Source organism: Streptomyces cellostaticus (assembly GCF_001513965.1).
In the GTDB taxonomy this organism is placed as follows: domain Bacteria; phylum Actinomycetota; class Actinomycetes; order Streptomycetales; family Streptomycetaceae; genus Streptomyces; species Streptomyces cellostaticus.
This window is the reverse complement of the sequence record NZ_KQ948053.1, coordinates 15,727-39,718: the sequence shown is the minus strand read 5'-3', so window position 1 is coordinate 39,718 and position 23,992 is coordinate 15,727. Positions and strand designations below refer to the sequence as shown.

The 23,992-nt window shown below is 69.4% G+C and carries 19 protein-coding genes and 2 pseudogenes; 7 read left to right on the top strand and 14 right to left on the bottom strand.

The window, feature by feature from the left end; all coding sequences use genetic code 11:
• Window positions 1–59: 59 nt before the first annotated feature.
• From AQI88_RS38680 to AQI88_RS38650, 6 genes are all read right to left on the bottom strand, one after another.
• The gene (locus AQI88_RS38680; RefSeq protein WP_159050503.1) at window positions 60–1,265 is read right to left on the bottom strand and encodes a sensor histidine kinase; all 1,206 of its coding nucleotides are present in this window, start codon (window positions 1,263–1,265) and stop codon (window positions 60–62) included.
• A 65-nt stretch (window positions 1,266–1,330) separates the two neighbouring features.
• Entirely contained in the window at window positions 1,331–2,026 is a 696-nt protein-coding gene (locus AQI88_RS38675; RefSeq protein WP_067009514.1) for a response regulator, read from the bottom strand.
• Between the two features lie 898 nt (window positions 2,027–2,924).
• Entirely contained in the window at window positions 2,925–4,292 is a 1,368-nt protein-coding gene (gene dacB / locus AQI88_RS38665; protein ID WP_067009508.1) for a D-alanyl-D-alanine carboxypeptidase/D-alanyl-D-alanine endopeptidase, read from the bottom strand.
• 324 nt (window positions 4,293–4,616) lie between these two features.
• Window positions 4,617–5,339 (bottom strand): L,D-transpeptidase, encoded by a 723-nt coding sequence (locus tag AQI88_RS38660; protein WP_159050502.1) that lies wholly within the window; start codon window positions 5,337–5,339, stop codon window positions 4,617–4,619.
• Window positions 5,332–5,838 (bottom strand): SigE family RNA polymerase sigma factor, encoded by a 507-nt coding sequence (locus AQI88_RS38655; RefSeq protein WP_067009504.1) that lies wholly within the window; start codon window positions 5,836–5,838, stop codon window positions 5,332–5,334. Before AQI88_RS38655 ends, AQI88_RS38660 begins: the two co-directional genes overlap by 8 nt.
• A 61-nt stretch (window positions 5,839–5,899) precedes the next feature.
• Window positions 5,900–6,913, bottom strand: a complete 1,014-nt coding sequence (locus AQI88_RS38650; RefSeq protein ID WP_079058088.1) for a L,D-transpeptidase — start codon at window positions 6,911–6,913, stop codon at window positions 5,900–5,902.
• Between the two features lie 472 nt (window positions 6,914–7,385).
• Here AQI88_RS38650 and AQI88_RS38645 point away from each other — a divergent pair.
• Window positions 7,386–8,384: pseudogene (locus tag AQI88_RS38645) on the top strand (IS110 family RNA-guided transposase); the annotation flags it as partial.
• Window positions 8,385–8,399: 15 nt separating this feature from the next.
• On the opposite strand, the gene AQI88_RS38640 reads toward AQI88_RS38645, so the two are convergent.
• A complete protein-coding gene (locus AQI88_RS38640; protein ID WP_067009503.1) occupies window positions 8,400–9,590 on the bottom strand; it encodes an IS110 family RNA-guided transposase in 1,191 nt (396 codons plus the stop codon).
• 231 nt (window positions 9,591–9,821) lie between these two features.
• Between AQI88_RS38640 and AQI88_RS45495 the strand changes: the two are divergent.
• A pseudogene (locus AQI88_RS45495) lies at window positions 9,822–10,031 on the top strand (IS110 family transposase); the annotation flags it as partial.
• Here AQI88_RS45495 and AQI88_RS38635 read toward each other — a convergent pair.
• Window positions 10,024–10,509 carry a hypothetical protein gene (locus AQI88_RS38635; protein ID WP_208616020.1) on the bottom strand — a complete coding sequence of 162 codons (486 nt, stop codon included), beginning with the start codon at window positions 10,507–10,509 and terminating at the stop codon, window positions 10,024–10,026. The pseudogene AQI88_RS45495 and the gene AQI88_RS38635 overlap by 8 nt on opposite strands.
• Before the next feature lie 582 nt (window positions 10,510–11,091).
• Window positions 11,092–11,469, bottom strand: a complete 378-nt coding sequence (locus tag AQI88_RS38630) for an HIT family protein (protein WP_244184541.1) — start codon at window positions 11,467–11,469, stop codon at window positions 11,092–11,094.
• A 253-nt stretch (window positions 11,470–11,722) separates the two neighbouring features.
• On the opposite strand from AQI88_RS38630, the gene AQI88_RS38625 reads away from it, so the two are divergent.
• Complete coding sequence (locus AQI88_RS38625) at window positions 11,723–12,487, top strand: IS5 family transposase (RefSeq protein ID WP_067009500.1); 765 nt, start codon at window positions 11,723–11,725, stop codon at window positions 12,485–12,487.
• 630 nt (window positions 12,488–13,117) lie between these two features.
• Here AQI88_RS38625 and AQI88_RS38620 read toward each other — a convergent pair.
• The 3 genes from AQI88_RS38620 to AQI88_RS38610 all read right to left on the bottom strand — a co-directional run bounded on the left by AQI88_RS38620 (window position 13,118) and on the right by AQI88_RS38610 (window position 15,736).
• Window positions 13,118–13,669 carry an SMI1/KNR4 family protein gene (locus AQI88_RS38620; RefSeq protein ID WP_067009497.1) on the bottom strand — a complete coding sequence of 184 codons (552 nt, stop codon included), beginning with the start codon at window positions 13,667–13,669 and terminating at the stop codon, window positions 13,118–13,120.
• A 384-nt stretch (window positions 13,670–14,053) separates the two neighbouring features.
• Complete coding sequence (locus tag AQI88_RS38615) at window positions 14,054–14,956, bottom strand: FG-GAP repeat domain-containing protein (RefSeq protein ID WP_244184539.1); 903 nt, start codon at window positions 14,954–14,956, stop codon at window positions 14,054–14,056.
• Window positions 14,957–15,517: 561 nt separating this feature from the next.
• Window positions 15,518–15,736 (bottom strand): hypothetical protein, encoded by a 219-nt coding sequence (locus tag AQI88_RS38610; RefSeq protein ID WP_067009480.1) that lies wholly within the window; start codon window positions 15,734–15,736, stop codon window positions 15,518–15,520.
• A 282-nt stretch (window positions 15,737–16,018) separates the two neighbouring features.
• Here AQI88_RS38610 and AQI88_RS38605 point away from each other — a divergent pair, with 282 nt between their 5' ends.
• The 4 genes from AQI88_RS38605 (at window position 16,019) to AQI88_RS38585 (ending at window position 21,003) form a co-directional block, all read left to right on the top strand.
• Window positions 16,019–17,566: an isocitrate lyase/PEP mutase family protein gene (locus AQI88_RS38605; protein ID WP_067009477.1), complete on the top strand. Its 1,548-nt coding sequence runs from the start codon at window positions 16,019–16,021 to the stop codon at window positions 17,564–17,566.
• A gap of 272 nt (window positions 17,567–17,838) precedes the next feature.
• Complete coding sequence (locus AQI88_RS38595) at window positions 17,839–18,315, top strand: hypothetical protein (RefSeq protein ID WP_067009474.1); 477 nt, start codon at window positions 17,839–17,841, stop codon at window positions 18,313–18,315.
• Window positions 18,316–18,482: 167 nt separating this feature from the next.
• Window positions 18,483–18,932 (top strand): hypothetical protein, encoded by a 450-nt coding sequence (locus tag AQI88_RS46300; RefSeq protein ID WP_159050501.1) that lies wholly within the window; start codon window positions 18,483–18,485, stop codon window positions 18,930–18,932.
• 1,198 nt (window positions 18,933–20,130) lie between these two features.
• Complete coding sequence (locus AQI88_RS38585) at window positions 20,131–21,003, top strand: SAM-dependent methyltransferase (RefSeq protein WP_067009468.1); 873 nt, start codon at window positions 20,131–20,133, stop codon at window positions 21,001–21,003.
• Between the two features lie 446 nt (window positions 21,004–21,449).
• Here the strand turns inward: AQI88_RS38585 and AQI88_RS38580 are convergent, their stop codons facing one another.
• Complete coding sequence (locus AQI88_RS38580) at window positions 21,450–21,818, bottom strand: nuclear transport factor 2 family protein (RefSeq protein WP_067009465.1); 369 nt, start codon at window positions 21,816–21,818, stop codon at window positions 21,450–21,452.
• A gap of 347 nt (window positions 21,819–22,165) precedes the next feature.
• Window positions 22,166–23,839: an alkaline phosphatase family protein gene (locus tag AQI88_RS38575; protein WP_067009462.1), complete on the bottom strand. Its 1,674-nt coding sequence runs from the start codon at window positions 23,837–23,839 to the stop codon at window positions 22,166–22,168.
• Between the last annotated feature and the right edge of the window lie 153 nt (window positions 23,840–23,992).

Sequence of the window (23,992 nt, the reverse complement as noted above, 5' to 3'; positions counted from 1 at the left end):
TCATGAGGAAATCGTGAGGCGGCCCGCACAGCCGGCATCACCCATGCCCCATCACCGCGTCACACGGGAGGACCGGCTGATTCCTGCGGGATGACCAGTTCGGCTACGGCCCCGCCTCCGGGGGCGTCGCTGATGCGCGCGGTGCCGGCGTGCAGATCGGCCACCCACCGCACAATCGCCAGCCCGATCCCCGTACCCCCTCCAGGTCCTGCCGCCCGCCGGTCGAAGACCCGCTCCCGCGCGGCCGGGGCCACACCCGGACCGTAATCGCGCACGGCGACCCTGCCCTCCGCGACCACCACATCGACCCGGGCCCGCTCTCCTGGAGCAGCTCCGTGCTTGAGGGCATTGTCGATGAGATTGCGCACCGCCTGGGCCAGCAGCTCGGGATCGCCGTGCACGACCGTGGGCTCGGCCCGCACCGTCACCTCGGCGCCCGACAACGGTAGTTCGTCGACGGCCTGCTCGACCACCTGGTCGAGCCGAAGCGCCGTCCGCTCCACCCGCTGCGTGCCGACCTGTACCCGCGCACGGGCCAGCAGGCCGGCCACCAGCCGCCCCATCTGATCCACCAGCCGAGTCGCGTCGCCCAGCGCCTCGGCGGACTCCCCCGGTGACCGCATACCGGCCTCCGTGACCAGCCTGAGCGTCGCCAGTGGGGTGCGCAGCTCGTGTGCGGCCTCGGACAGGAACTGCTCCTGCTGGTCCAGGGCCCGCAGCGCAGGACGCATGCTCCGTCCCGACAACAGATGGCCGGCACCGGCCGCCGCCGCCACAAGCCCCAGACCGCCGAGGACGAGCCACCGCACGAGACGGTCATGGTCGCGTTGCCCCGCCGCAGGGTCACCGACGGCGACGACCACCGCACCGATCCGGTCGTCGTCCCACACGGGTGCTGCCGCCAGCCGGACGGTCCGTCCATCGGCGGCGGTGCCCCGCTCCACGACAGTCTCCTGGTCGTCTCTGGCCCGCCCACCGGTCTCGCTCAGCCCGGCCAGTCCTGGCAGCAGCGCGGGGCGCCGGGCGAAGCGCTGCCGCGCGCGGTCCGCCGCGTCCCACTCCACCACCGCCACCGCGGCCGGGCCCTGGACCAGGTCGTCCTCGCGCAGCGGTCCCAAGTGCAGTACGCCCTGGTCGTAGTAGACCGCGCGAGCCAAGCCCGTCGCCCGCCGGTTGAGATCGCCGTCCAGGGCATCGGTGCGCGATCGCGCATCGATCGCCACCGCGACTGCGGCCAGAGCGACGAGACACACGGTGGTGGTCAACGTGAACAGGCAAGTCAGCATCCACCGCAGCCGCTTCAACCGCGACGCCGCCGGGCTGTCGGCGATCACCGGTCCACCGGTCCACCGGTCACCGGCCCCTCCCCGGCGTCGATCACGAACCCCACACCGCGCACGGTGCCGATCACCGCCGGCGCGCCGAGCTTGCGACGCAGCTGCGCGATCACCGCGTCCACCACGTTCGACATCGGTTCCGCCATCTCGTCCCAGCAGCACTCGATCAGGTCGGTGCGTGGCACCACCTGCCCGACCCGGGCCACAAGAAGTTCCAGAACCGCGAACTCCTTGGCGGTGAGCGTCAGCAGGACGCCTGAACGCCGCACCCGGCGTCGAGCCAGGTCCACTTCGAGGTCACCGACCATCGCCACGGGTGGGCGGGGCTGTTCGGCTCGCCGGCACAGCGCACCGACGCGCGCGGCCAGCTCCGCGAACGCGAAGGGCTTGACCACGTAGTCGTCGGCGCCCTCATCGAACCCGGCCACGCGCTCCGCCACAGCATCCATCGCCGTGAGCATCAGCACGGGAACCCGCGCACCCGCCCGGCGCAGGCCCCGAACCAGAACCAGCCCATCCCCGTCGGGCAAGCCCCGGTCGACCACCAGGCAGTCGTAGGCACTGACAGCGAGCTTGAGATCCGCCTCCGCCAGCCGATCCGCGAGATCCACCGCAAACCCGGCCGACCGCAGACCCGACAGCACCACCCGGCCAAGCTCCCGGTCATCCTCCACCACCAGCACACGCATGTGCCCGAGCGTAGACGGCCACAGGGAAACGGCGTCATCGCGGCCGACGCCACCGCCCGCAGCGGACTGCGCCCGGCGCACCGACCAGAACGCCGCCAAGAGGAATCGAGGACTACCGGTCACGAACTCCGGTTACACCTCCTCACTGACCAACGCTCTCACCCTGCCGAGACAGGATGAAACAGGTTCAGTGGGGCGCGTCACCGAATCCTCCGGCATCCTGGTCGTGGAGGCGGTGTCCACCGCTTGTCCGGACCAGTGCCCGGACTGCCGGAAACGGGCAAGACGGGTGCACAGCACCTCGCGTGCCGCTTCGATCGTGGTCGGCTCATCGGCCGGGACGTCGTCCAGCTCGGGAAGCACTCGCAGGCTGAGCGCGCGCCTCTGGCCCTCCACCGCTTCCCCGATGGGCGGGTCGATGCGGCTCGGGGGCGCGGCGGACTGCGCGGCGAGGGCTTCGTTGTAGCCCGCGGACGCCGTCTCCCGGGATTTCACCGGCGCCTTGGAGCGAGCCGCCGCGGACAGGGCGGGCTGCGTCGGGCGGGGCGCTGGCGGGCAGACCCCGGATGGCGCACCGCGTCGGTGCCGACTGAGTGGTTCGCCGTAGCGACGATCTGTGCCGTGATCAGCCGCAACTGGGTGGCCGGCGGGCGAGGCGGACGCAGGTCCAGCTGTCCGGTCCCTGCGTGGAAGGCGACGGCCGTGGACGTGGCTGGTGCTGTGACCACATAGGTTCGCCGTGTTGCAGAGACGATCGCACCTGAGGAGGCCTCGTGGCCTGTCAACGAGCTGGATAATGCCCGGTGTGACGCCCCTCCCCCGTTCCTCTCGTTCTCTCAACCGGCGGAAGCGGCAGCAGAGGGGATGTCAGAGCCCACCAGTGCCGAGGCTGAATCCCTTACGCGTAGCAGCCGTTGACGGTCGCGGCGAGGCCGTCCATGGCGTCCTTGATGGCGTTCGGGTCGGCCGTGGAGCCGTTCTCGACGAAGGAGAACACCTTCCACGTGCCGTCCTTGCCCTGCGTCAGACCGCTCAGGGCGATGGCGCCGGTGAGGGTGCCGGTCTTGGCGTGCACCTTGCCCACCGCGCACTGGGAATCGGGGTCGTTGAAACGGCCGTACTCCGGGCCGAGCGTGCTGCCGGCCTCGCCGGCCACGGGCAGCCCGTCCAGGATCGAGCCGAGGGTGTGCGCGTAGCGGGGCTCGGTGAGCAGTTCGAGGATCTGCGCGAGGGTGGCGGCCGGGATGCGGTCGGCCCGGGACAGGCCGCTGCCGTCGTAGAGCTCGAAGTGGTCGAGCGACACGCCGTACACCCGGCTCAGCACCTCGCGCACGACCTCGGTGCCGCCCTCGAAGGTGGCCGGGCGCCCCGCGGCCAGAGCCGTCATCCGCAGCAGGGTCTCGGCGATGTTGTTGTCGCTGCGCTTGAGCATCGTGTGCACGATGTCCGACAGCCGCGCCGACCTGTGCTGGGCCACGGGTACGTCGGTCGGGCTCGCGGTGGCGCGGGTGACGTCGCCGACGACCGTGACGCCGTGCGCGGTGAGTTGCCTGGCGAAGACCTGCCCGGCGTCGACGGAGGTGTCCTGGACACCGTGCCCGTCGACGACCAGCGCGCGGACCGGGGCGACGGTGTCGGGGTAGTACCCGTTGTTCCAGCCCTTGGCCAGGGTCGGCTTCGGGAACAGACTGTCGTCGACGGCGACCTTCACGGTGGTCCGGCCCGCGGCCTTGAGCCCGGCGACCGCGGGCTTGGCCAGTTCGGCGAGGTCGGCGGTGGTCAGGGTGCGGTCGCCGCCGCCGACGAGGGTCAGGGTGCCGTTGCCGTAGACGACCTTCGTGGTGAACCGGTGGCGCGGGCCGAGCACGGTCAGGGCGGCGGTCGACGTGGCGAGCTTGGCGTTGGACGCCGGCATCAGCGCGGTGGAGGCGTTGTGGCCCCAGATCGTGGTGTCCGAGTCCGCGTCGAGGACCACACCGCTCACGTTCGAGCCCAGCCGCTGATCGAGTACCCGGGTCTTCAGGTTCTTGGCCATCTGCCGGTCGCCGGTGTCCAGGTCGCGGGTCTTGGCCGTCGCCCCGACGCCGTTGTCGGCGGCGAAGGCGGACGGACCCGCCAGGGCGGCGGACGCCACGGGCACGGCCATGGCGAGGACGAGGGACCGGCGCAGGTCGGCCCCCGTGCCATTCTGTCTCGGCTTGCGGTGTCGGCGCCGGCCGCCCGGAAGGAAAGTTTTCTCGGGTGTCTTGGCAGTTATTTCAGCCATCGGGGTTCGAAGCTTTCAGGAGTTGGGGGACTTGAGTAAAGGAAAGTAAAATGCGCTGCATCAGCCATCACTCATGTACTCAGCCGGAGATCATCATGTGCCCGTGCGGGTAATTGACCTGGTCTCCGGCCGGTCGTTGGCTGTGCATGATGCAGGGTGTGACGGCTGAGCGGACAGCCGGGCAGGGACAGCGCGAGAGCCGGGCGGGTCAGCAGGGGCGGCGGCCTCCTGCTTGCATCGATACCCCGGCGGTCACCGGCTTGATATTCGCGCAGCCTAGGGCCAGTACGGTCGGAGTACCCGCGTCACGCTGCCGGTTCGGCATCAGTGGTCACCGATGACCGGCTGGCGGTCGTAGCACACGGAGTCCGGGTCCGCGCTCGCGGCCTGCCGACCCTTGATCTCCACACGTGCGCCGGGCTTGATGGCGTCATACACCCACTTCCCGTCCCGGGGTGAGAGGGCGACGGAGCCGGCGCCGGAGTTGTGACCGATGCTGTTGAGACCGGCGGAGGGGTCCAGCGCCCACATCAGCAGCCGCTCGTGGTGACGGCGGTCGGTGAAGGTGACCGCCCACTGCCTGACGTCCACATACTTGGTCAGCCTGGTGTACTTGTTGGGGGGCATGGTCAGGGTGGGGTACTTGGCGGTGACCGTGACTGCCCTCTCGCCGATCGGGCAGTTGTCCTGCACCCCGCTGATGGGGAACCTCCTGCCCTTGATGGTCAGTGTGTGAGCGTCCAGGTCGATCGTCACCCGCTGGACGGGCGTCGGGGACGGGACGGGTGTGGGAGTGCGGGACACGGACGCCGCAGGGGGTGCGGCCGCCTCGGTGGCGGAGCGGAGGGCGCCGGAGGTGACGACGGTGAGGGCCGCCGCCGCCAGCGCGGTGGTGGAGAGCACAACGCGCTTGCTGCTGCGGCGGCGTTGCGCCCGGCTCCTCGCCTGCGCCCCTGTGGCCGGTGCCGCGCCCTGCGCGGCCAGGCCACGGAGCCGGGCCGACAGCTCCGCCTCGGTCAGGGGATGCGGTGGTAGCTGGTCAGACACAGGCTTCCTCCGTGGAGTGGATTTCCTCGCTCACCAGGTGAGCGGCGAGTGCCGTACGGCCGCGTGACAGGCGTGCCTTGACGGTGCCGACCGCCGCACCGGTCTCGGTGGCTATCTGCTCCACGCTCAGATCGCACAGGTGATGCAGCACGATCGCGATCCGCTGGACCTCCGGCAGACGCCGCAGAGCGGCGACCAACACCACATGGTCCGGGTTCGGTTCGGGCACCGGCCGCGGCGCGGACTCGCCCCGCACCAGCTCCCACCAGCGACGCGCCCGGCGCCAGTGACTCATCGCCAGACGGTGTGCCACCGTGCGGATCCACGCCTCCGGATCCCGGTCGCCGTTCAGGACGGACGAACGCCGCTCCCAGGCGCGTGCGAACGCCTCCTGGACCACGTCCTGGGCTTCGGCGTAGTCGCCCGTCAGGGCGTACAGCTGACCCACCAGACGTGGGCAGGCAGCCGTGTAGAAGAGGTCGAACTCGTCCTCGGTCACCTTGTCGTGCTCTCTTCTTACGGCGCGGGGCGCGTGTGGCGCAGGGCCGGCGCGATGGAGGTCATGCGGTCGTGGTGGCACCGGTCTCGCTGTGCGCGAGCCACTGCTTCCAGGTCAGGTTCCAGTCGCCGTAGCCGTTGCCGGCGGCGACGGTGTCCTTGTCCGCCCCGGTGACCGTGACGACGTCGCCGACCCGTACCCGGTCGTAGAAGCGCTGGGCGGTGCCGTTGGAGGCGAGGCCGACACAGCCGTGGGTGACATTACGGTGTCCGGCCTCGGTGTTCGCCCGCGGGTTCTGGTGTACATACGTCCCCGACGTCGTCAGGTGCACGGCCCAGTAGTAGTAGCCATGGTAGGTGTCACCGAGGCCCACGGTGCGGGAGTCCATGTACACCTTGGGCTGTTTGTCCATGACGACCATCGTCCCGTTCCAGGTGTCCGTCCCCGGCGCCCCGGTGGTGACCTGGATGCGCTGTGCCGTACCGCCGGTGCGGACGGTCATCATGTGCGTCTTCGCGTCGACCGTGGCGAGCAGCGACCGGCCGATGGTGAAGCGGCGGGCGCCGTGCGAGCCGAGACTGAGGGTGATCTGGGTGCCGGACTGCCAGTAGGTGGTGCTGGGGCGGAAGTCGACGCGCTGCCCGTCCAGGAGGTTGTGGTCCTTCACCCAGCTCCACGCGCCCCTCGTGCCGGACGAGGTCTGTACGCGCAGCCAGCTCTCCACGCCCTTGCGTTCGGCGGCGGGGACCGGCTGGGAGAAGGTGACGGATATCGGCATGCCCACTCCGACCGTCTGGCCGTCGGATATGTTCACCCGCGCCTGCGCAAGCACGGCGGGCTCCGGCACCGACGGAGCCGGGCGTGCACCGGACGCCTTGCCCGCGCCGTCGTTGTGCCCGCCTGCGGCCTTGTCGGCCGCCGCGGTGGAGGCCCGTGCATACGGCGTGTCAGCGGCCACCCTGATGCCGGAACCCGCATCCGTGGAACAGCCGGCGGCCGAGAACAGGGCCGCACAGGCCACGACAACAGCGCCGAAACGGCCGGCGGTCTGACCGGCCGAACGGTTCACGTACATGTAATCCCCCGGGTGAGGTGCGGTATCGCCTCTAATACGCACGGGCTCGGAGGCAGGTTGCATCGCAGCACAGCCTTTTTGCCGGGCAGTTGGACTCGGGAGATACACCACGTGCTCGCGCGCCGCCTGTCCCTGCCGAGCGTGCACGCCGACGCCCTTCGAAGATGAACTCTGACGCCGCCGTGATACGGGAAGGCCTCGCAAACGGGCAGCGTGAATGGCTCCCCTCCCCCCCCGTTACCTTTTTCGCGGCTCCGCAATGGGGCCTCTGGCCTTCGGGCCCGGCATGACTTCCCCCTCCTGTTGTTCATGATCCGGGGGGTGGTGTCACCGGGTCCGGAGGCATCGACGGACCGCTGATGAGGGGCTTGAGCACCGGCTTCACCCGAGCCGGAAGAGCTCTCCGTAACGTGGATGTGGCGGCTCGGTGCCCTGGCAAGGCCGGACGAAAGCGTGATGGAGGGGCCTGCACGTGATCGACACCGGCGACATCGACGTCTTCCTCGGCCTGGACGTCGGCAAGGGCGAACACCACGCCACCGCCGTCACCCCAGCCGGAAAGAAGGCGTTCGACAAGCGCCTGCCCAACGCCGAGCCCAAACTCCGCGAGCTCTTCGCGAAGCTCCAGGCCAAGCACGGAACGGTGCTGGTCGTGGTCGACCAGCCGGCTTCGATCGGGGCACTGCCGCTGGCGGTCGCGAGGGACATGGGCTGCCCGGTCGCCTATCTGCCGGGGCTGACAATGCGGCGGATCGCTGACCTCTACCCGGGCGAGGCCAAGACGGACGCGAAGGACGCGTTCATCATCGCGGACGCCGCCCGCGCGATGCCCCACACCCTGCGGGTGATTGACGGCGAGGATGAGACGATCGCCGAGCTGGAGATGATCGTCGGCTTCGATGACGACCTGGCGGGCGAGGCCACCCGGGTCGCGAACCGGCTGCACGGCCTGCTCACTCAGATCCACCCCTCGCTGGAACGGGCCCTGGGGCCGCGCTTGCAGCACCCGGCCGTCCTCACTCTGCTGGAACGGTTCGGGTCACCAGCCCAGATCCGCAAGGCCGGCCGCCGACGGCTGGTCACCCTGCTGCGGCCGAAGGCTCCGAGGATGGCCGAGCGTTTGGTCGAGGACATCTTCACCGCCCTGGACGAACAGACCGTCACCGTTCCCGGCACCGAGGCAGCCGCACTGATCGTCCCGAGCCTCGCCGCCTCGCTGACGGCCGTGCTTGACCAGCGCAAACTGCTGGCCGGACAGATCGAGGAACTCCTGGAGGCACACCCTCTTTCCAAAGTTCTGACGTCGATGCCGGGAGTCGGCGTCAGGACCGGGGCCCGCATCCTGATCGAGGTCGGCGACGGCAGCACCTTCCCGACCGCCGCCCACCTCGCCGCCTACGCGGGTCTCGCCCCGGCGACCCGCAGTTCCGGGTCCTCCATCCGCGGCGAACAGCCCTCCCGAAGAGGAAACTTCCCAATCTCGATGTCAAGCCACTGCGGCGAGAGGAGGCGCGACTTGAAAAGGCGTCTTGTCTCGGATCATGGCCCATAGGACATTGGTTCGTCGGCGGGCAAGGGCGAGCACAGCCTGCTTGTGCCCTTTCCCTTCTTTGCGCTTCCTGTCGTAGTACGCCTTGGAGACCGGGCAGAAGAAGACGCTGACTTGCGCGGACATGTACATGGATCGCTGGAGGCCGCGGTGGTAGCGCCGGGGCCTCCTGAGGTTGCCGCTGATATTTCCGGAGTCCCAGGGCACCGGAGCCAAGCCGGCGAAGCCGGCCAGGCGGTCGGCGCTGCCGAAGGTGCTCAGGTCACCGCCGGTCGCGGCGATGAATTCCGCTCCTAGGGTGGGGCCCATGCCGGGCAGGCTGAGGATCACCTCGGCATCCCGGTGCTGGCGAAAGCGGGCGTCGACCCGGGCGTCCAGCTCAGCGACCTCTTCGTTGTGAGCCTTGATCGCGTTCGCCAGCCGGGCCACGAGCTCGGCAGCCAGGTCCTCACCAGGCAGCGCAGTCGTCTGCGCCTGCGCGGCTTCCACGGCCTTGCGAGCAAGAGCCGCGGCGCCGACGACCTTGCGGTTCTTCAGCCACGTCTCCAGACGCTTGACACCCAACCGGCGAAGGGAAGCCGGCGTCTGGAACCCGGTCAGCAACGTGATGGGGCCCTTCTTGGTGAGGTCCAGCGCCCGCTCCAGGCCCGGGAAGATCTCCAGAAGCTGTGCCCGAAGCCGGTTGATCTGGCGGGTGCGGTCGAAGACGACGTCCAGACGCCGGGACGTAAGCAGCCGCAGATCGACAGCGATCTCGTCGCCGGGCCGCAGCATGCTCACGTCGCGTCGGACGCGGGCCTGGTCGGCGATGATGAAGGCGTCGCGGGCATCGGTCTTGCCTTCGCCGCGGTAGGTAGCCGATGCCACGTGCACTGCCCGCCCGGTGAGATAGGCAATGGGCTGGCTGTGGTTGAGCAGAATACCGATGAACAAGGCGGCGATGCCGGTGTTGATGTCGATGGCCCACAGCACGTCGTCAGATATCTCAAGCACGTCTGTGAGCAGCTGCAGCAGTTCGGTCTCGTCGTTCTGGACCCGGCGGGACAGCAGCCGTTCGCCTTCAGCGTTGATCACCACCGCGTGGTGATGCTTCTTGCCGATGTCCACTCCGGCCCAGATCTGGGGCACGGTTACCTCCGTCAGCTCGCCGTCTCACACTGGTCCCGCAGACGACCTCGCCGACGTTGTCTTACAAGAGCGCTCGAGTCGCGTTTCCCAATTGGTGGTCGAGTCGTCGCGGGGCTCCGGGCGGCCAAGTTTCCTGAGCCATGCGAACCGCTACAAGCAACGAGCCATACCCGGAGCCCCTGGGCTTCACCGATCCTACGAATGACCAGTTCAGGCCCAGAGAGAAGGTAAGACAAGCAGCTCAAACCGGCTTTCTTCCTCTCCGCGTTCGCCGCCCTGGGCGACCCCACGTCCCGGACCTACTACGACAGGAAGATCGCGCAAGGCAAGCACCACACCCAGGCCCTGCTCTGCCTGGCCAGGCGCCGGGCCGACGTCCTCTTCGCGATGCTCCGCGACGGCACCTTCTATGAACCTCAGCCGTCGGCCTCAGTCACCTGACCAGCGGTTCTGCGAGGAGAACGACTCGATCAGCCTCGACGTCGAAGCCGAGCACCGGATGGCCATAGTCGCCCTCCGGATCCATCAGCACCGGCTTACCCAACCGCCGCCCGATCTCCCGAAGGAAGCCGCAGAACACATCAAGTCGCTCCTGGCCCTGCAACTCCCGCAGGTCAACGTCGAAGTCGACTTCATCGTCGGCATGGAAACGAAAGATCGCCAACACATCAGCAGTCGGCCAGACCCGCAGGTCCGGGCACTCGGCATCCGCCGGGCGCGACAGCACGTCCTCCGCCCGGGGCACCGGAAGCACCGTCTCTCCCTCGGAGTACTGGCACCTCCAGCCCTTCTCCGCGACAAGATCGAGAACCGACTGCCAGTCCTCCACCGAGACATCCGGGACACGCACATCCGGCAGCGACCCCATCAAGTCCGGGTCGAAGAAACAACTCACGTCATCCCACAGCAGATCAGCCACCCCGACATGCTGCACGGCTCCCCGACCCAACGCACCCTCGTTTCCCTTGACCAAAGACATAGGGGCACCCCCCCGCATCACACCCGGGAGCGCGTCCGCGGACTTCGAACGCGGGTGCGTGGCTCGCGCCCGCTACCGAGAACGCTCCGGCAACCGTTCCGGCGGATGCAGGCCTGTTTGTTGTTCCGGGTCCGCCAGAACAGCCAGAGCTGACCTTCGCGGCCCCCGGAACATGGCCGGGGAGCCAAGGACGTCAGCGTCGGGAACAGCGGGCCGGACGGCCGCCGCGCGTTCGTCCGCGCTCGTGTCGCGCTGGATTCCCAGACCAGGAAGACGTGGTAGTGGTGGAGGGCTCATTGCACTGCCGAGCCTGGCCGTGGACGGCTCGGACGAAGCTCTCTGCCCAGCCGGTGAATCGGGCGCGCTTGGCCGGGTCATCGCGGTCGTCGATGGTCTCGGCGATCTCGCCGAGCCAGTGAGCCTTTTTCAACCTCACGTTGAGGGTGCGTGACGGGGAAGACTGCAGTGCTTCCTCGCATGTGCTCGCCCGACTGCGCCGCGACGTCGGTCTGGCACCGGTGATCAGCTGCGGTCTTCGGTGCTGCTGTCGGTGATCGCTCGGAACAACTCGCGAGCCCGCTCGCAGAACTGCTCGACCTCCGTGACGTCCGGCTCGTCACCGTCCGCCAGCATCCGGGCCTGGAGCTGCTCGGAGCGCAGCCCGCCGTAGCGGGCCCGCACCTCCGCGGTCACCGGCTGGACCGCGATGTGCAGGTGCTTGCGCGCGTCGCGGCCGTGCGACCACATGCAGACGTAGGTCTGCTCGGGCCGGCACAACGTCTCCACGACACGAGCGGTATCGCGCAGCAAGGGGCCGAGTTCCGCCGCTGCCGTGTCGTCGAGTTCCACGATGGCCACGATGTGGTCCCGCGGACCGACGATCAAGGTGCCGATATTCATCGGGCCGACGACGTGGTTCACCACCCAAGCAGAGGTTTCGTGCAGGACACCCCCGGGCAACTCCCGGCGCCCGGTCAGAAGGTCACACCCAAGACACCCCATCACATCCATGCGCACCAGCCTATACAGAGCCCCCAGCAATGAAGTCGGCCGCCAACCTGGTTGATCAATCCGCTAGTTGGCCTGCGCACGCGATGAAGCTCCTGGTAGACGGGTTCACGACCAAGATCGCCCGTGCCGCCAGGAGCTTCGTGTGCTTGTCTACCCGTCTGCCCTCGACCTGTCCACCCGGCACCTGCGGTTCCTGACCGACCGGTTGGCCGCGCATCGGGCGGCATGCGGGACTCGGTGGCGCCGACTGTCCGCGGGCCGCCAGGCGCTGCTGGTGCTGGCACACCTGCGCCTGGGGCACACCTACGCACAGCTCGCGGCCGGGTTCGAGGTGGGCGTGAGCACTGTGTACCGGTACATCACCGAAGCCGTCCATCTGCTCGCGGTGCGGGCACCTGACCTCGCCACGGCGGTGACGGCCGCCTCGGCAAAGGCGTTTGTGATCCTGGACGGCACGCTGCTGCCGATCGACCGGATCGCCGCCGACCGGCCCTTCTATTCCGGCAAACACAAGAAGCACGGCATGAACATGCAGGTCATCGCCGATCCACACGGGAAACTACTGTGGGCCTCGCCCGCCCTGCCCGGCGCCGTGCACGACATCAAGGCCGCCCGAACCCACGGCATCATCGACGCCCTCACCGAGGCGGGCCTGGCCTGCTGGGCGGACAAGGGCTACCAGGGCGCGGGCGGCACCGTGCGGGTGCCCTTCCGCGGCCGGTGGGACCGGCTCTCGGCAGGTCAACGCGCGGTCAACGCCGCGCACGCCCGCATCCGGGCCCTCGGCGAGCAAGCCATGGCGACCTTGAAGAGCTGGCGCCTGCTGCGGAAACTCCGCTGCAGCACCACCCGAATCACCAGCCACGTCCAAGCCGTACTCACCCTCCACCTGACCTGCTCAAAGTGAGGTTGGCAAAGGCTCAGTGATGTTCAGCCAGTCGTGTGCCGCCGCGTATGCGCACATCCCGAGGGGCGGCCGCGCAGCTCTGGAGTTGAATCGGCCCATGGACATGCCCTCCCGAGAGATCCGCATACCCCTCGACAAGGCCGTCGCCGTTCTGCTGGACCTGAACGAGTTCGTGGTCTCCCTCCACCGACTCGGATCCCGCATGGCAGGCGGAGACGCCGACGAGTACACCGTCGGCACATTCATCGGCGACTGGCCTGCGCCCGAGACGTCATCAGTGTCGCGTTGGATGAGCAGCTCAGCCTGGAAGAGAACCTTGAGATCGAGGCCCTGGGCGAGGAGGGCCGCTTCTGCACGGACAACGTCGGCTACCCCTCCCCCGACCAGGCCAGCTGAGACAGCGAGCGCCTCGGCCCGGACCCATCGGGACGGGGATCGGTTCAACCCGGGACCTGGTACCCGGTCGGCGTGGTCTGCCAGATGCCGCCCCACGCGCCCGACCTCAACATCCGATCCGCAGTGTCGGACACGGCCACATCCAGCTGATCGGTCACGGGCTCAGGGATTCAAGCGCGAGTAGCAGCGGCCGAGCCCCCGCCGTCTCGGTCCCAGTGCCGGCCGCAACCTCCCTCACGGCTGGTCCAGCCAGGCGGTGTACCAGTCCCGGAAGTCGGGACCCGGCCGGAAGCCGCCCCAATCCGGGTCATGGGACCAGACCTGCCCTGCACAGGGACCGTTCACGACGAGTCGGTAGTAGGTCGCGCACCCCATCTCGCAGAGGGTGAGCGAGCCGACGAGGGAGGTGTCACTGTCGAGGACGCGGCCGATCGGCACGTGCCCGGTGAAGCGGAACGGCGTGGCCAGGAAGCCGGGCGTCCGGTCTCTCCGTCGCTCGTCGACCGACGCCCACTCGTCCCAGTGCTCCTCGGGTACAGGGTCGAGCAGCGGCAGCAACCCGTAGGCCGGCCCGGCTCCGCCGTCGCCGACCTCCACGAGGAAGGTGCGGTACGACTCGGGCAGCCGGATCCCGTACGCCCCCTCGAAGGCTTGCACCTCCGCCTCCGTACGCCGCCGACCAAGCTCGTAGCGGTGTTCTGCGGCCCCATGGACCGTCAGCTTCGGGTCCCGCGCAGCCTTCTCATGTATCCGCTCCCGTACGGCCTCGGCGTCCCACCTGTCCACGCCTGGACCGTACCCGAGATCTGGGGCGGGCCGCCGGCGCCGGACTCGGGTGCGTTCTGCTTCCGACGTTGTTCGCGCTGGCCTTGGGCGCGGCCCTGACCGAGGGCTGAGCGAACCGGGTGCGGCACTTCAGGCCCGCGGCTCCAAGTCCGGCGGGCCGACGCGTCGAGCCGGCACCGAGGACGGTGCCGGCGCGACGCGCCAGCGGGCGCGAGTCCAACGCGCCTGCCAGGGTCCTGAAACGGTTCGGGCTTGCGACCATCAGCCGTCAGGAGGACACCGGCGGCTCGCCGTCGGTGTCGTGTTGTCCACCACCGTCTTGCTGAAGGAACCCAGACGCGCGGATCCGCACAGGGGCCCGTGCCAGGCCCCTGTCGGAGGCCGTTAGAAGAGGTCGCGGTACTGGTTGAAGCCGGTGCCGATCTTGACTCGGGACTTGAAGGGTGCGGCCGCCTTGCCCATCCCCTTGTACAGCCACAGGTTGCCCTTGGGGTCGCGGGCGAGCAGGTCGCTGTGGCCGTCGCCATCGACGTCACCCGTGGCCACCAGCTTGTTGAACTGGTTCCAGCCGGAACCCACCTTCACGCGGGACGCGAACGGCTTCCGCAGATCGCCCGTGCCCTTGTACAGCCAGAGGACGCCCTGCTTGTCGCGGGCGACGATGTCCGGCTTGCCGTCGCCGGTCAGGTCGCCCTGGCCGGTGATCTGGGTGAACTGGTTCCAGCCGGGGCCGGCCTTGACGCGCGGTGCCAGCGTGCCGTCCGCCTTGGTCTGGAAGCGCCAGAGGACGCCCTGCTTGTCGCGGGCCAGCAGGTCGGGGTGCTTGGCGCCGCCCAGAGTGCCAGGGGAGAAGACGACGTTGTACTGACCCCAGCCGGTGGCCACCTTCTTGAGGCGCCCGTTGCGCCAGAGATTCAGCGTGCCGTCGTCCATGACGTGGTACGCGCCGTCCTGGTAGCCGGTCAGATCGGGGTCGATCGACGCCCCATATCTGAAGTGCGGCCAGACGTAGGCGCCCGACCGGTCATCGAAGCCGCCCTCCCCGTCAGGCATGTAGGCGTACATCTGGCCCGACGGCAGGATCCCGGAGAGGAAGAAGAACGGCGCGGCGGGAGTGGGCTTGTACTGCCCGGCCGCAGCGGCGCTCCGGGCGACGTTCTTCGCCGGACCGGTCGCCGCAGAGGCGTCGGCCAGAGCGGTGCCGGCGGTGGCGCCGACCAGGGCGACGGCAATCGCCGAGGTGACGAGACGCGACAGAGCGCGTGCACGCCGGGAAGACTGGGTCACGTATGACTCCATGAGGTATGCGGAATCAGGCGGTGCGCTCTGCATGGGTGTGGGGAGCGCCCGCATCATTGTCCGGATCTTTGCACGTCTGTCCCAGTGGTTTTACGGCGGGGCACGGAATCCAAAAATCCGCCCAGACAGCACCGCGGAAGGGCCGGCAAGGCTGCTTCGCGGGGCCTGGTGCCACCACCGCATGTGCCCAGTCGAACACCCGCTCCGTCTGCACCCCCGACCAGGCCGCGTGCCGAGCCGGCCCCCGCCCACCGCCGGCGCGCCGCCACGACCTCCGGCAGGCCGCGCAGATCCAGATCCTCCAGCGGCTGGTCGGCGTCCGCACCCACCCACGCCCCGCTCCCGCGCCGTCGTGCCGCGCACAACCGGCAGCCGAACGCCACCGGCCCTGCCACCGCCCCGCCCACACGCCACACCGCGCGCGGCGTCGTTGGACGGTACTTCCCCCGATCCGAGCCCCGAGGACGTCATGACTGATCCCCCGGGGCCCGTGGTGTGTCCGGACCGGTCAGGACGCGTCGGCGGCTCGCTGGGCGGCTTCGGCGTCGGTCAGGGTGAGGACCTGCGTGGGGTGGCGGTGCCGTCCTTCACGACGTGGACGCGGACCGGGCGCCTGCTGGGCTTCGGGGCGGGGCCGGACCCGGTGGCGAGTCGGTGCCAGATGTGGGCGTTGACCCGGGCGAGGACGACCGTGGCGAGCTGCTCGCGGGCCGCCGGGCCGAGGCCGCCGGGGGCGAGCAGGCAGCCGAAGAACACATGGAGGCGCATCTGCCGGCCTCCTTCGAGAATCCAGGCGAGCGCGCCGACGGCCGGGGACGTCTCCGGGGCGCTCTTCTCCCGGACCGTCTCCCAGTAGAGGTCAGACGCCGCAGGGTGGCGTCGCCGCCTTCAAACACGACCGCCAGGCGCGGCAGGTCGTAGAGGTCGCCGCCGTGGTCGATGTGGCCGATGCGGCGCTGAAATTCCATCAAGGTGAAGCCATGAGGTCATGATGATGCCGCAGGGACGGTTCGGGGAGTGCCGAACTGTTCCGGACCTAGCGTCGGGGCCATGACGCACACGATGCATGAGATCGACCGCTATGCGGACGTGCGGGCGGCGCTTGCCGACCCGGCGCTTGTCCCGGAGCTGCCGGCTGCGGACGACGGTCCGGCCGGGGCGAGTGTCGCCTGGCTGCGTGCCACCGTGGCTCGGTTCAGTTCCGGTGAGCCGCACCGGCGCCGACGGGCTCTGGTACAGGCCGAACTCGCCCGGCTGGAGCCCGCCGCGCTATGGCAGGCGGTGGCGGCAGGATCCGAGCGGGAGGTCCGGGTGCGGGTGGTGCGTACCCTCGCCGAAGCTCTGGGGATGCCGGAGGCCGAGGCGGTTGCGGAGGCGGTGACCGTGGTGGCCAGGGCCTATTTCGGGGGTGCGGACGCGGCCGCGGACGAGGCGGTGGCCTGGCTGGTGGCGCAACTGGCGCCAGGGCGCGCGGATGAGGCCGCTCTGGAGTCCGTCGCCAACCGCATCGGGTTGCTGGTGCAGGCATGCGAGGCAACGGCTGCACTGGTGGAGGCCGCGGCCGGCGGTGACGTTCCGCTGGCCCGGGTGCTCCGGGAGGTTCCGCCGGTGAAGACCATGCGCCGGGTCGCCGCCCGGGCCACCCGGGTCGCCGGCCGGGAGATCGCCGAGGGCGATATTGTGCTCCTGGATCTCGCGAGTGCCAATCGCGCACACCCTGTGCCCCTCACCTTCGGCGCACCGCCGCGGGTCTGCCCCGGCCGAGCTCACGCCCTCGCCCTGGCCGGGGGCTTGCTCCAGCGCCCGCTGACGGACTTCGCCCGCCTGCACCATCAGGCCGCCCCGCTACTGCTGCCCGATGCCTGGGACTACGCCTCCGCGGCGGCTCTGGCGGCGCAGGGCTTCCCGGCGATCGGCACCACGAGGCTGGGGGTGGCCGCGGCCGCTGGTCTGCCGGACGGGGCGGCTGCCACCGCTGACGCGACCTTGGCCCTGGTCCGCCGGCTCGGACAGGGCTCGTTCCTGTTCACCGTCGACGCCGAAGGGGGCTTCAGCGACGACCCGGAGGAAGTGGCCGAGCTGGCCCGAAGGCTGCACGACGCGGGCGCCGCGGGCATCAACCTCGAAGACGGCCGCCCGGACGGCACGCTTGCCCCCGTGGAACTCCATGCCGCGAAGATCGCGGCCGTCAAGGCCGCCGCTCCGGATCTGTTCGTGAACGCCCGCACCGACACCTACTGGCTGGGCCGCCAGGAGGAAGAGACCACTGACCGCCTCGCGATCTACGAACAGGCCGGCGCGGACGGACTGTTCGTGCCCGGGCTGTCGGATCCGGACGGGATCGCCACCCTGACGGCAACCCTCGTCGTCCCGCTGAACATCCTGTACACGCCGACCGGACCCACCCTGGCCGAGCTGGCCGAGCTGGGCGTGCGCCGGGTCAACCTCGGCTCACTGCTCTACCGCAGGGCCCTGGCAGCGGCCGTGACCACCGCGACCGCCATCCGCGACGGCCGACCGACGGGCCTCAGGCCCCCCTCCTACGCGGAAGTACAGGCGCTGGGAATGCCTGATGAGATGGCGCAGAGGCTCATGTGATGCCTCCAAGTCGGCCTGGAGAAGGACTGGGACGCGGTCGTCCATGGCCTGGCCACCCGCTGGAACTCCGGTCCGGTGGAAGGCCGGGTCAACCACATCAAGATGATCAAGCGCCAGATGTTCGGCCGGGCCAAGCTCCCACTTCTCCGCAAGCGTGTCCTTCTCACCGCCACCGTCTGCCGGCACACCGAGCAACCGCCGGACAGGTCCGGTCCGGCGATCCTTGAGCGGGACATAGAGTGAGTGCTTCGACGACTCGGCGGGAGCACGCCATGGAGATCACCGTCCAGTGGATACGGACGTCCTGGACGAAGGCATCTCGGGGAGGCGAGGCTGCCTCGCACAGGAACGCGGCCCCGATCGGCTTCGCTCTCCCGCCTGCCGAGACCACCACCTCCGCACATGTGATTCGCATGCACGAGCGCGACGGCTTTGAGTCTTACGACACCCAGGAAGACCGCGCCAAAGTCGATGTCCAGCTTCGAGAAGCCGACGGACGGCTGCGGGTCCTCCCCCGAGTCCAGCCCTTGTTTGCCCTGCCGCCCCGGCCGCGACGTCCCCCAGCAGTGCGGCTCGCCCTCGGCCAGTGGGTGCGCTGGCAGCTCAACTATCGCTTCAGTAGTGCGCTGGGGATCCGGGACTGGTCGTACTGGCTGGACACGTTCAACATCGCCTACGGCCCGGTGGATGCCGATGTGTTTCTGTCCACGCCCACCGTGTTCATCAATGAACAAGGACCGCTCCGCTAACCCTGTCCGAAACCTCGCCCCCGGTCCCAGATGACGTTGCGTCACCGCGGCCGAACCCCGTTGATCGACCTCACGGAATGTGTGCCTGATCCAAAAATGATGAACATCCGCAAGCTCGCTGATCGCCAACTGCCGTCCGGACCCATCGATAAACGCTGTCGTGAGAAGTGAACGAAGCCTCATCCCCGACCCACGACTCGCCACCTCCGTCCACACCCGAGCCGCGCCCGAATTCGCGCAGCGCACCACGCCCACCGGCGCCTCCTACGACATCCCCGCGCCGTCACGCCTGGAGCGCCGCACGCGCCATCTCCACCCGCTGGTACGACCACCAGCAACACCTCACCCACCGCTGGCACACCCGCCTGACCCAGCTCTGCGCGGCCAAGGCCCACCTGGCCACGGCGGGCAGCGCCTCACCCGTACTCCTGACCCGTGACCTGGTGATCCATCCCGAAACAGTCACCCTCGCCCGCACCCTCACCACGCCGCCCGACCAGCCACACCGCACCGCCGACGACGCCCTCGCCCTCATCGCACGTCGCCTCGGCCTGGCCCGCCTGGCCCCCGCTGTCCACGACCCGCTCCGCGCCTGGCTCACCCCCACACGCCGCTGACCAGTGCCGACCCGCCCCGACACATCGCGCTTCGCGGCTGTCTCCGGACGCACCACTGCATCCCCCGGAACACCAAGATCATTCCCAGGCACCTACCGCCTTCCGAGCCGCGCCGGCGGCCCAGGCGCGCGGATACCGGGACTCGCATCTTCAACGACATCAGCAAGCTCTACGACCTGCGCTCCCGCCTCGTCCACGGCGGCAGCATCCCGGAGAAAGACCTCCGCCAGATCGTCGCCGCTGTCTCTCCGGTCCCCGACGACATCCCCTTCGGCATCGCCCTCATCTTCGCCGTCGACCGCCTGCGCGACCTGGTACGCCGCGCTTCCCTCGCCCGCCTCTGCCTGACCGCAGGCCCCAACGCGCTATGGCCCTTCGACAAGAGCACCTCCGTCGACGCCACACTCGCCGACGACGCAACCCGCACACAGTGGCGCGCCCACTGGCGAAACCAGCTCGCCAGCCTCGACATGGCAGCAGCCGCCGACCCAGTCCTCCCCGGTATCGACCCGATCGCCCCGTACCGCTCACCAGAACCACCACCCAGCAGCCCCTGAACTTCCCCGTAGGCGGCCCGTTGGAACGGCCTCCCACCCAGCGCTGCTCAACCACCCCCAGCCCACGCCGCACGCACCCTCAACCGCCTGCCGACACACCACTGCATCAACGAGAACACCGAGATCATTCCCACACAACTACAGGACTGCAGGCCAATCGCGCTCCGTCACACAGAGCAAGCGCTCAAGGCGATCGACGAGCACTGGAACCCGGCGTTTGCCGGCCGATTGGCAGCGCCACTTCACCGCCGTACGCGAACTCCCATGCGAGGAGACCGACTTCGCAAAGTTCCTGCCCGGCGTCACCGTGCACGGCATGGACGCCAGCACTTGGCTGGCTCGGCAACGTCAGCACGCGGTCTGGACAGAGCAGGGCTGATGGACGGACAGCGCGAGCCTCTGGAGGCGATCGGGGTTGTACGCGTCCCTGTCCAACGCCACCCGACGCGCCAACTCACCGCCGGCAAACTCCAGCAGCTCGCCCACCATGGCCTCGAACGAGCGGCAGGGTAATCTCCCAGCCAGCGGCGGGTCACTGCCAGGGCCCCCTCGCATTCGCAGCCGACGGACCGATGGCGGATAGTCACCGATGATCGCAGGTGGGGCGAATTACTCTTGTCGATGCAGGGAATGCAGCCGCCATGAGTGATCACGCCAGGAATGACAGCAGCGCACCGGACCATGAGGAATCGACCCGCCGCTACTACGAGACCAGCGATGTCGATGCCTTCTACGACGCTGTCTGGGGCGGTGAGGACATCCACATCGGCGTATACGCCCACCCACAAGAGGCGATCGCCAACGCCTCACACCGCACCGTGCAGCACGCCGCGGACCGGATCGCAGATCTGCTCGGCCCGGATGCCACCGTACTCGACCTCGGTTCGGGCTATGGCGGTTCAGCCCGCGCGCTCGCCGAACGCTTCGGCTGCCGGGTGGTGGCCCTCGACCTCAGTGAAGAACACAACCGGCGCCACCGCACGGCCAACATCCGACACGGGCTGGACGGTCTGATCGAGGTCGTCACCGGCTCCCTCAACCACCTCCCCTACAAGGCGGAACACTTCGATGCGGTCTGGTCCCTGGAAGTCCTGTGCCATGTGACCGACCGGGACACCGCACTGGCCGAGGCGGTGCGCGTACTCAAACCGGGCGGAGCGCTGGTCTTCTCGGACATCATGGCGGCCGAGGAGACTCCGGCCCCGGCTGTGCGGCCCGCGCTGTCCCGTCTCGGCGTGCAGAGCCTGGCAACGCCGTCCTTCTACCTTCAGAGCCTGTCCAGACTCGGTCTGGAGACCGACTTCGAGGACCGCACCGCGGACCTCACCACCCACTACGCACGCCTCGACGAGGAGGTACGCCGCCGCAAACCCGAGCTGCGCAGGGCCATCAGCCCCGCCTACCTCGACGACCTGCTGACCAACCTGCCCCTGTGGACGGACATCACCCGCCGCCGCCTGCTGCGCTGGGGCCTCTTCCACGCCCGCCGCACCACAGCCCGAACCCGCCCCTGACACAGCATCGACAAGCTGCACCGACCCACGCGGGGTATGAGCGCAGAAAGTCCACCCATACCGGCGCCACCGGCGGTCGCAAGGGCGCCGCCGGATCAGAGCTCCCTTCCGGCGCGCGCTGTCGGCAGAGGACGGAACCGAGGTCAAGCTCGCCGTGTTCCTCTCGAACGCAAAGTCGAGGTGCGCGAAGCTCGCCGCCGGCAGACTCCAACAGCTCGCCGCCCTCGAGCCGGCGTGGACAGCACTCTCAGATGCGGCAGGCCCGGCCGGGAACTCCGGTCGCGCCTACGGCATCTGGGGTTGGCTGTCGAGGATGTATTCGGTCTTCGCGGGCTCGGGGCCGCCATGGGCGATCAGACGGCGGCCGCCTGTGCCGTGGTGCAGCGGGCTGACGCCCCGCGAAGGGTATCGAGCAGGTTCTTGCCGATCGTCTCCCGGGAGAAGATTCATGCCCCGGGGAGCCGGCCGAGGAAGCCGAGGACGGAGGTGATCCGGCCGTCCTCGGTCAGGGTGATCACGTCCGAACCGGCGACCGGCGCCGAGCCGTCGGCGGTGGACACCAGCTCCCAACTGGATCGGGCGATGTGATGGTTGCCGTCCACATCACCGGCCAGCCTGAACTCAAAGCCGGGGAACTGCTCGTGCGCGGCCTGGATGACCGCGGCGATCTGCTCGTGGCCCCGCACGTCGGCCATCGGGTCGGTGTACGTGCCGTCCCCGGACCACGCCGCGGCGACCGCCTTGGCGAGCGCGTCGGCGTCGGTGGCGTTCCACCCCTCGAAGTAACGGACCACGGCAGCTTCGTAGATCGACATGACGGGACTCCCGTTCCGGTGAAGTGACTTGGCATCCAGGTCAGTTGACCCGGGCTCCGAGCAGGAGTCCGCCGGCCCGGAACCCGATGACTCCACCATGCCCCGGATGCGCGGTCGTCCGGTGGATTCTGCGGTGATCTCGCGCGCGGCTGTTTCGGTGAGGGGGCGTGAGGGCAGCCGGTGCCGCCAGTCGGGCGGCACCGGCGTGCACGGGCCGGTGCAGGGCTGGGTGCCGTCGAAGGAGACGAGACGGTCCAGGGCGGGTACCAGCCACCCACCCCCGGCTCGTCAGTTGGCCAGGGGCTGGGGAGCCCGGAAGGCGGCTCCCCAGCCGCAGGACCGTGAGGTCAGCGCACGGGCAGTGCGGGGGTGTGCTCGGCGCGTACGGAGTCCAGGGCCCGCGGGTCGAGGCCGAGGAGCCGAAGGATGGTCGGGGCAATCTGGGTGGTCTCGACCGGGCCGGCGATCCGGACGTCGTGCGGGGTGACGGCACCGGAGACGACGAGCGGGACGTCGAGGTCGTCGGCGTGGGCGCCGCCGTGCTCGGCGATCTTCTTCTTGCCGCCGGTGTACACGACGCCGTACTGGGTGATGCCGAACAGGTCGGGCACTCGGGAGTCACCCGGCTTCACGTGGAAGTACCGGGCGGCGTCCGCGCCCGCGTACAGGGTCTTCAGGCCGCTCGCCGTGAACGGTTTGGCATTGCCGTCGATACCGTTGCCGGTGCCGGACCGGGCGAGCAGGTACGCCTTGGCGAAGTCGGTGGCGGCCTTCGAGCGGTCGGTGAGCCAGACCAGCATGGCGTCGTCGTCCACGGCGTGCGCGACCAGGTCGCCGGAGCCCGGGTGAGCCTTCTTCCACGCGGCGTTGAGGCCGTCCAGGAGGGGGCCGTCGTCGATGCGGGTGAGCGCCTTCGGGTCGGTCGGCGACTGGCCGTGCTTGGCGGACAGGACGACTGTGGTGCTGCCGTCCAGGTGCCGCTTGCGGAGCTCGGTGACGAACGCGTCAACCTCCTTGTCGACGAAGGCGAGGTTCTTCTCCAGCAGCGGGCCGGGCACGCCCTGTGCCTTGTAGCCGCCGGCCAGTCCGTCGGAGGCGGGCAGCTTCTGGGCGGTCGACACGGACTGGAAGTTCATACCGAATACCGCCGGGGTGCCGACCTTGTGGGTGCCGCCGTGGTCGTAGCCGTCGATCTCGTTGAGCACGGCCTGCACCTTGTAGCCGTCGTACTGCTCGGTCGCCGCGTTGTCCTTGGTCCAGTCGTCGCCCGCGGGGTAGCCGATGGCGGTGCTGTTGATCTCGGGGGCGAACAGGTCCTGGATGCCGTTGCCCGAGGGGCCGTTGAGGATGTCGTACGCGACGTGCTTGTCGGACCACGCGGTCCGCAGCCCGGCCCTGCGAGCCACGTTGAAGACCGTGTTCACCCGCAGGTACGCGTGCGGGGAGACCGGCGCGCAGGACGTCGGGTCGACCGGCAGCTTCGTCGGGTCGATGAGGCTCGCGGCGTGAGGGGTCATCTTCAGGATGCTGCCGGGCAGTCCGGTCAGGCCCTGGCCCGCGTCAAGGGAGTCCTTGTTCTTGTCGAGGTCCTCGGTGAGGTCGACTTCGGCGCCGGGCTTGGCGCCCGCGCACTTGGTGGTGCCGGCCGGGAGCAGGGCGGCGTCGTAGCTGTCGTCGTAGTAGACGCCCGTGGTGCCCGGGTTGCCGCCGGTGAGCTGGCCGACCATGCCGGGGAACGAGTCGGAGGGGACGGTGGTTCTCGCGTGCGTGTACTCCACGCCGCCGTCGGCGAGCCGGGCGAGCGCCGAGTGCGGGTGGCGGGCTATGTACCAGGCCAGGTCGGACTGGTGCAGGCCGTCGACCGACAGCAGCAGGACGTGCCGGGCGGCCGGGTGTCCGGGCGTGTGCGCCGAGGCGGGCTCGATGGCCGTGGCGGTGAGCGCGCTGGTGGCGGCGAGCGCGGCGGCTGCCGCGGTGACCGTACGGGCCGGACTGGCCGGACTGGCCGAACGTCGGAACAAGGGTTCTCCTCAGGCAGTGCGGGAGGGGGGCGGCATGCGGTCTGTCCGGGGACATCCGACGGGCAGAACGTGTACGGAAGCGGACGTTCGCGCCGTGTCCTGACCAAGAAACTCACGTGGCCACGCAAAGCCGCGTTCCAGGTACCCGCGGCC

What these genes read in the sequence shown, in the direction of transcription:
- AQI88_RS38605 (WP_067009477.1), top strand. Translation starts at nt 16,019, where the DNA reads ATGACGCACACGATGCATGAGATCGACCGCTATGCGGACGTGCGGGCG.
- AQI88_RS38595 (WP_067009474.1), top strand. Translation starts at nt 17,839, where the DNA reads ATGGAGATCACCGTCCAGTGGATACGGACGTCCTGGACGAAGGCATCT.
- AQI88_RS38630 (WP_244184541.1), bottom strand. Translation starts at nt 11,469, where the DNA reads ATGAATATCGGCACCTTGATCGTCGGTCCGCGGGACCACATCGTGGCC.
- AQI88_RS38610 (WP_067009480.1), bottom strand. Translation starts at nt 15,736, where the DNA reads ATGCGCCTCCATGTGTTCTTCGGCTGCCTGCTCGCCCCCGGCGGCCTC.
- AQI88_RS38675 (WP_067009514.1), bottom strand. Translation starts at nt 2,026, where the DNA reads ATGCGTGTGCTGGTGGTGGAGGATGACCGGGAGCTTGGCCGGGTGGTG.
- AQI88_RS38585 (WP_067009468.1), top strand. Translation starts at nt 20,131, where the DNA reads ATGAGTGATCACGCCAGGAATGACAGCAGCGCACCGGACCATGAGGAA.
- dacB (WP_067009508.1), bottom strand. Translation starts at nt 4,292, where the DNA reads ATGGCTGAAATAACTGCCAAGACACCCGAGAAAACTTTCCTTCCGGGC.
- AQI88_RS38650 (WP_079058088.1), bottom strand. Translation starts at nt 6,913, where the DNA reads ATGTACGTGAACCGTTCGGCCGGTCAGACCGCCGGCCGTTTCGGCGCT.
- AQI88_RS38580 (WP_067009465.1), bottom strand. Translation starts at nt 21,818, where the DNA reads ATGTCGATCTACGAAGCTGCCGTGGTCCGTTACTTCGAGGGGTGGAAC.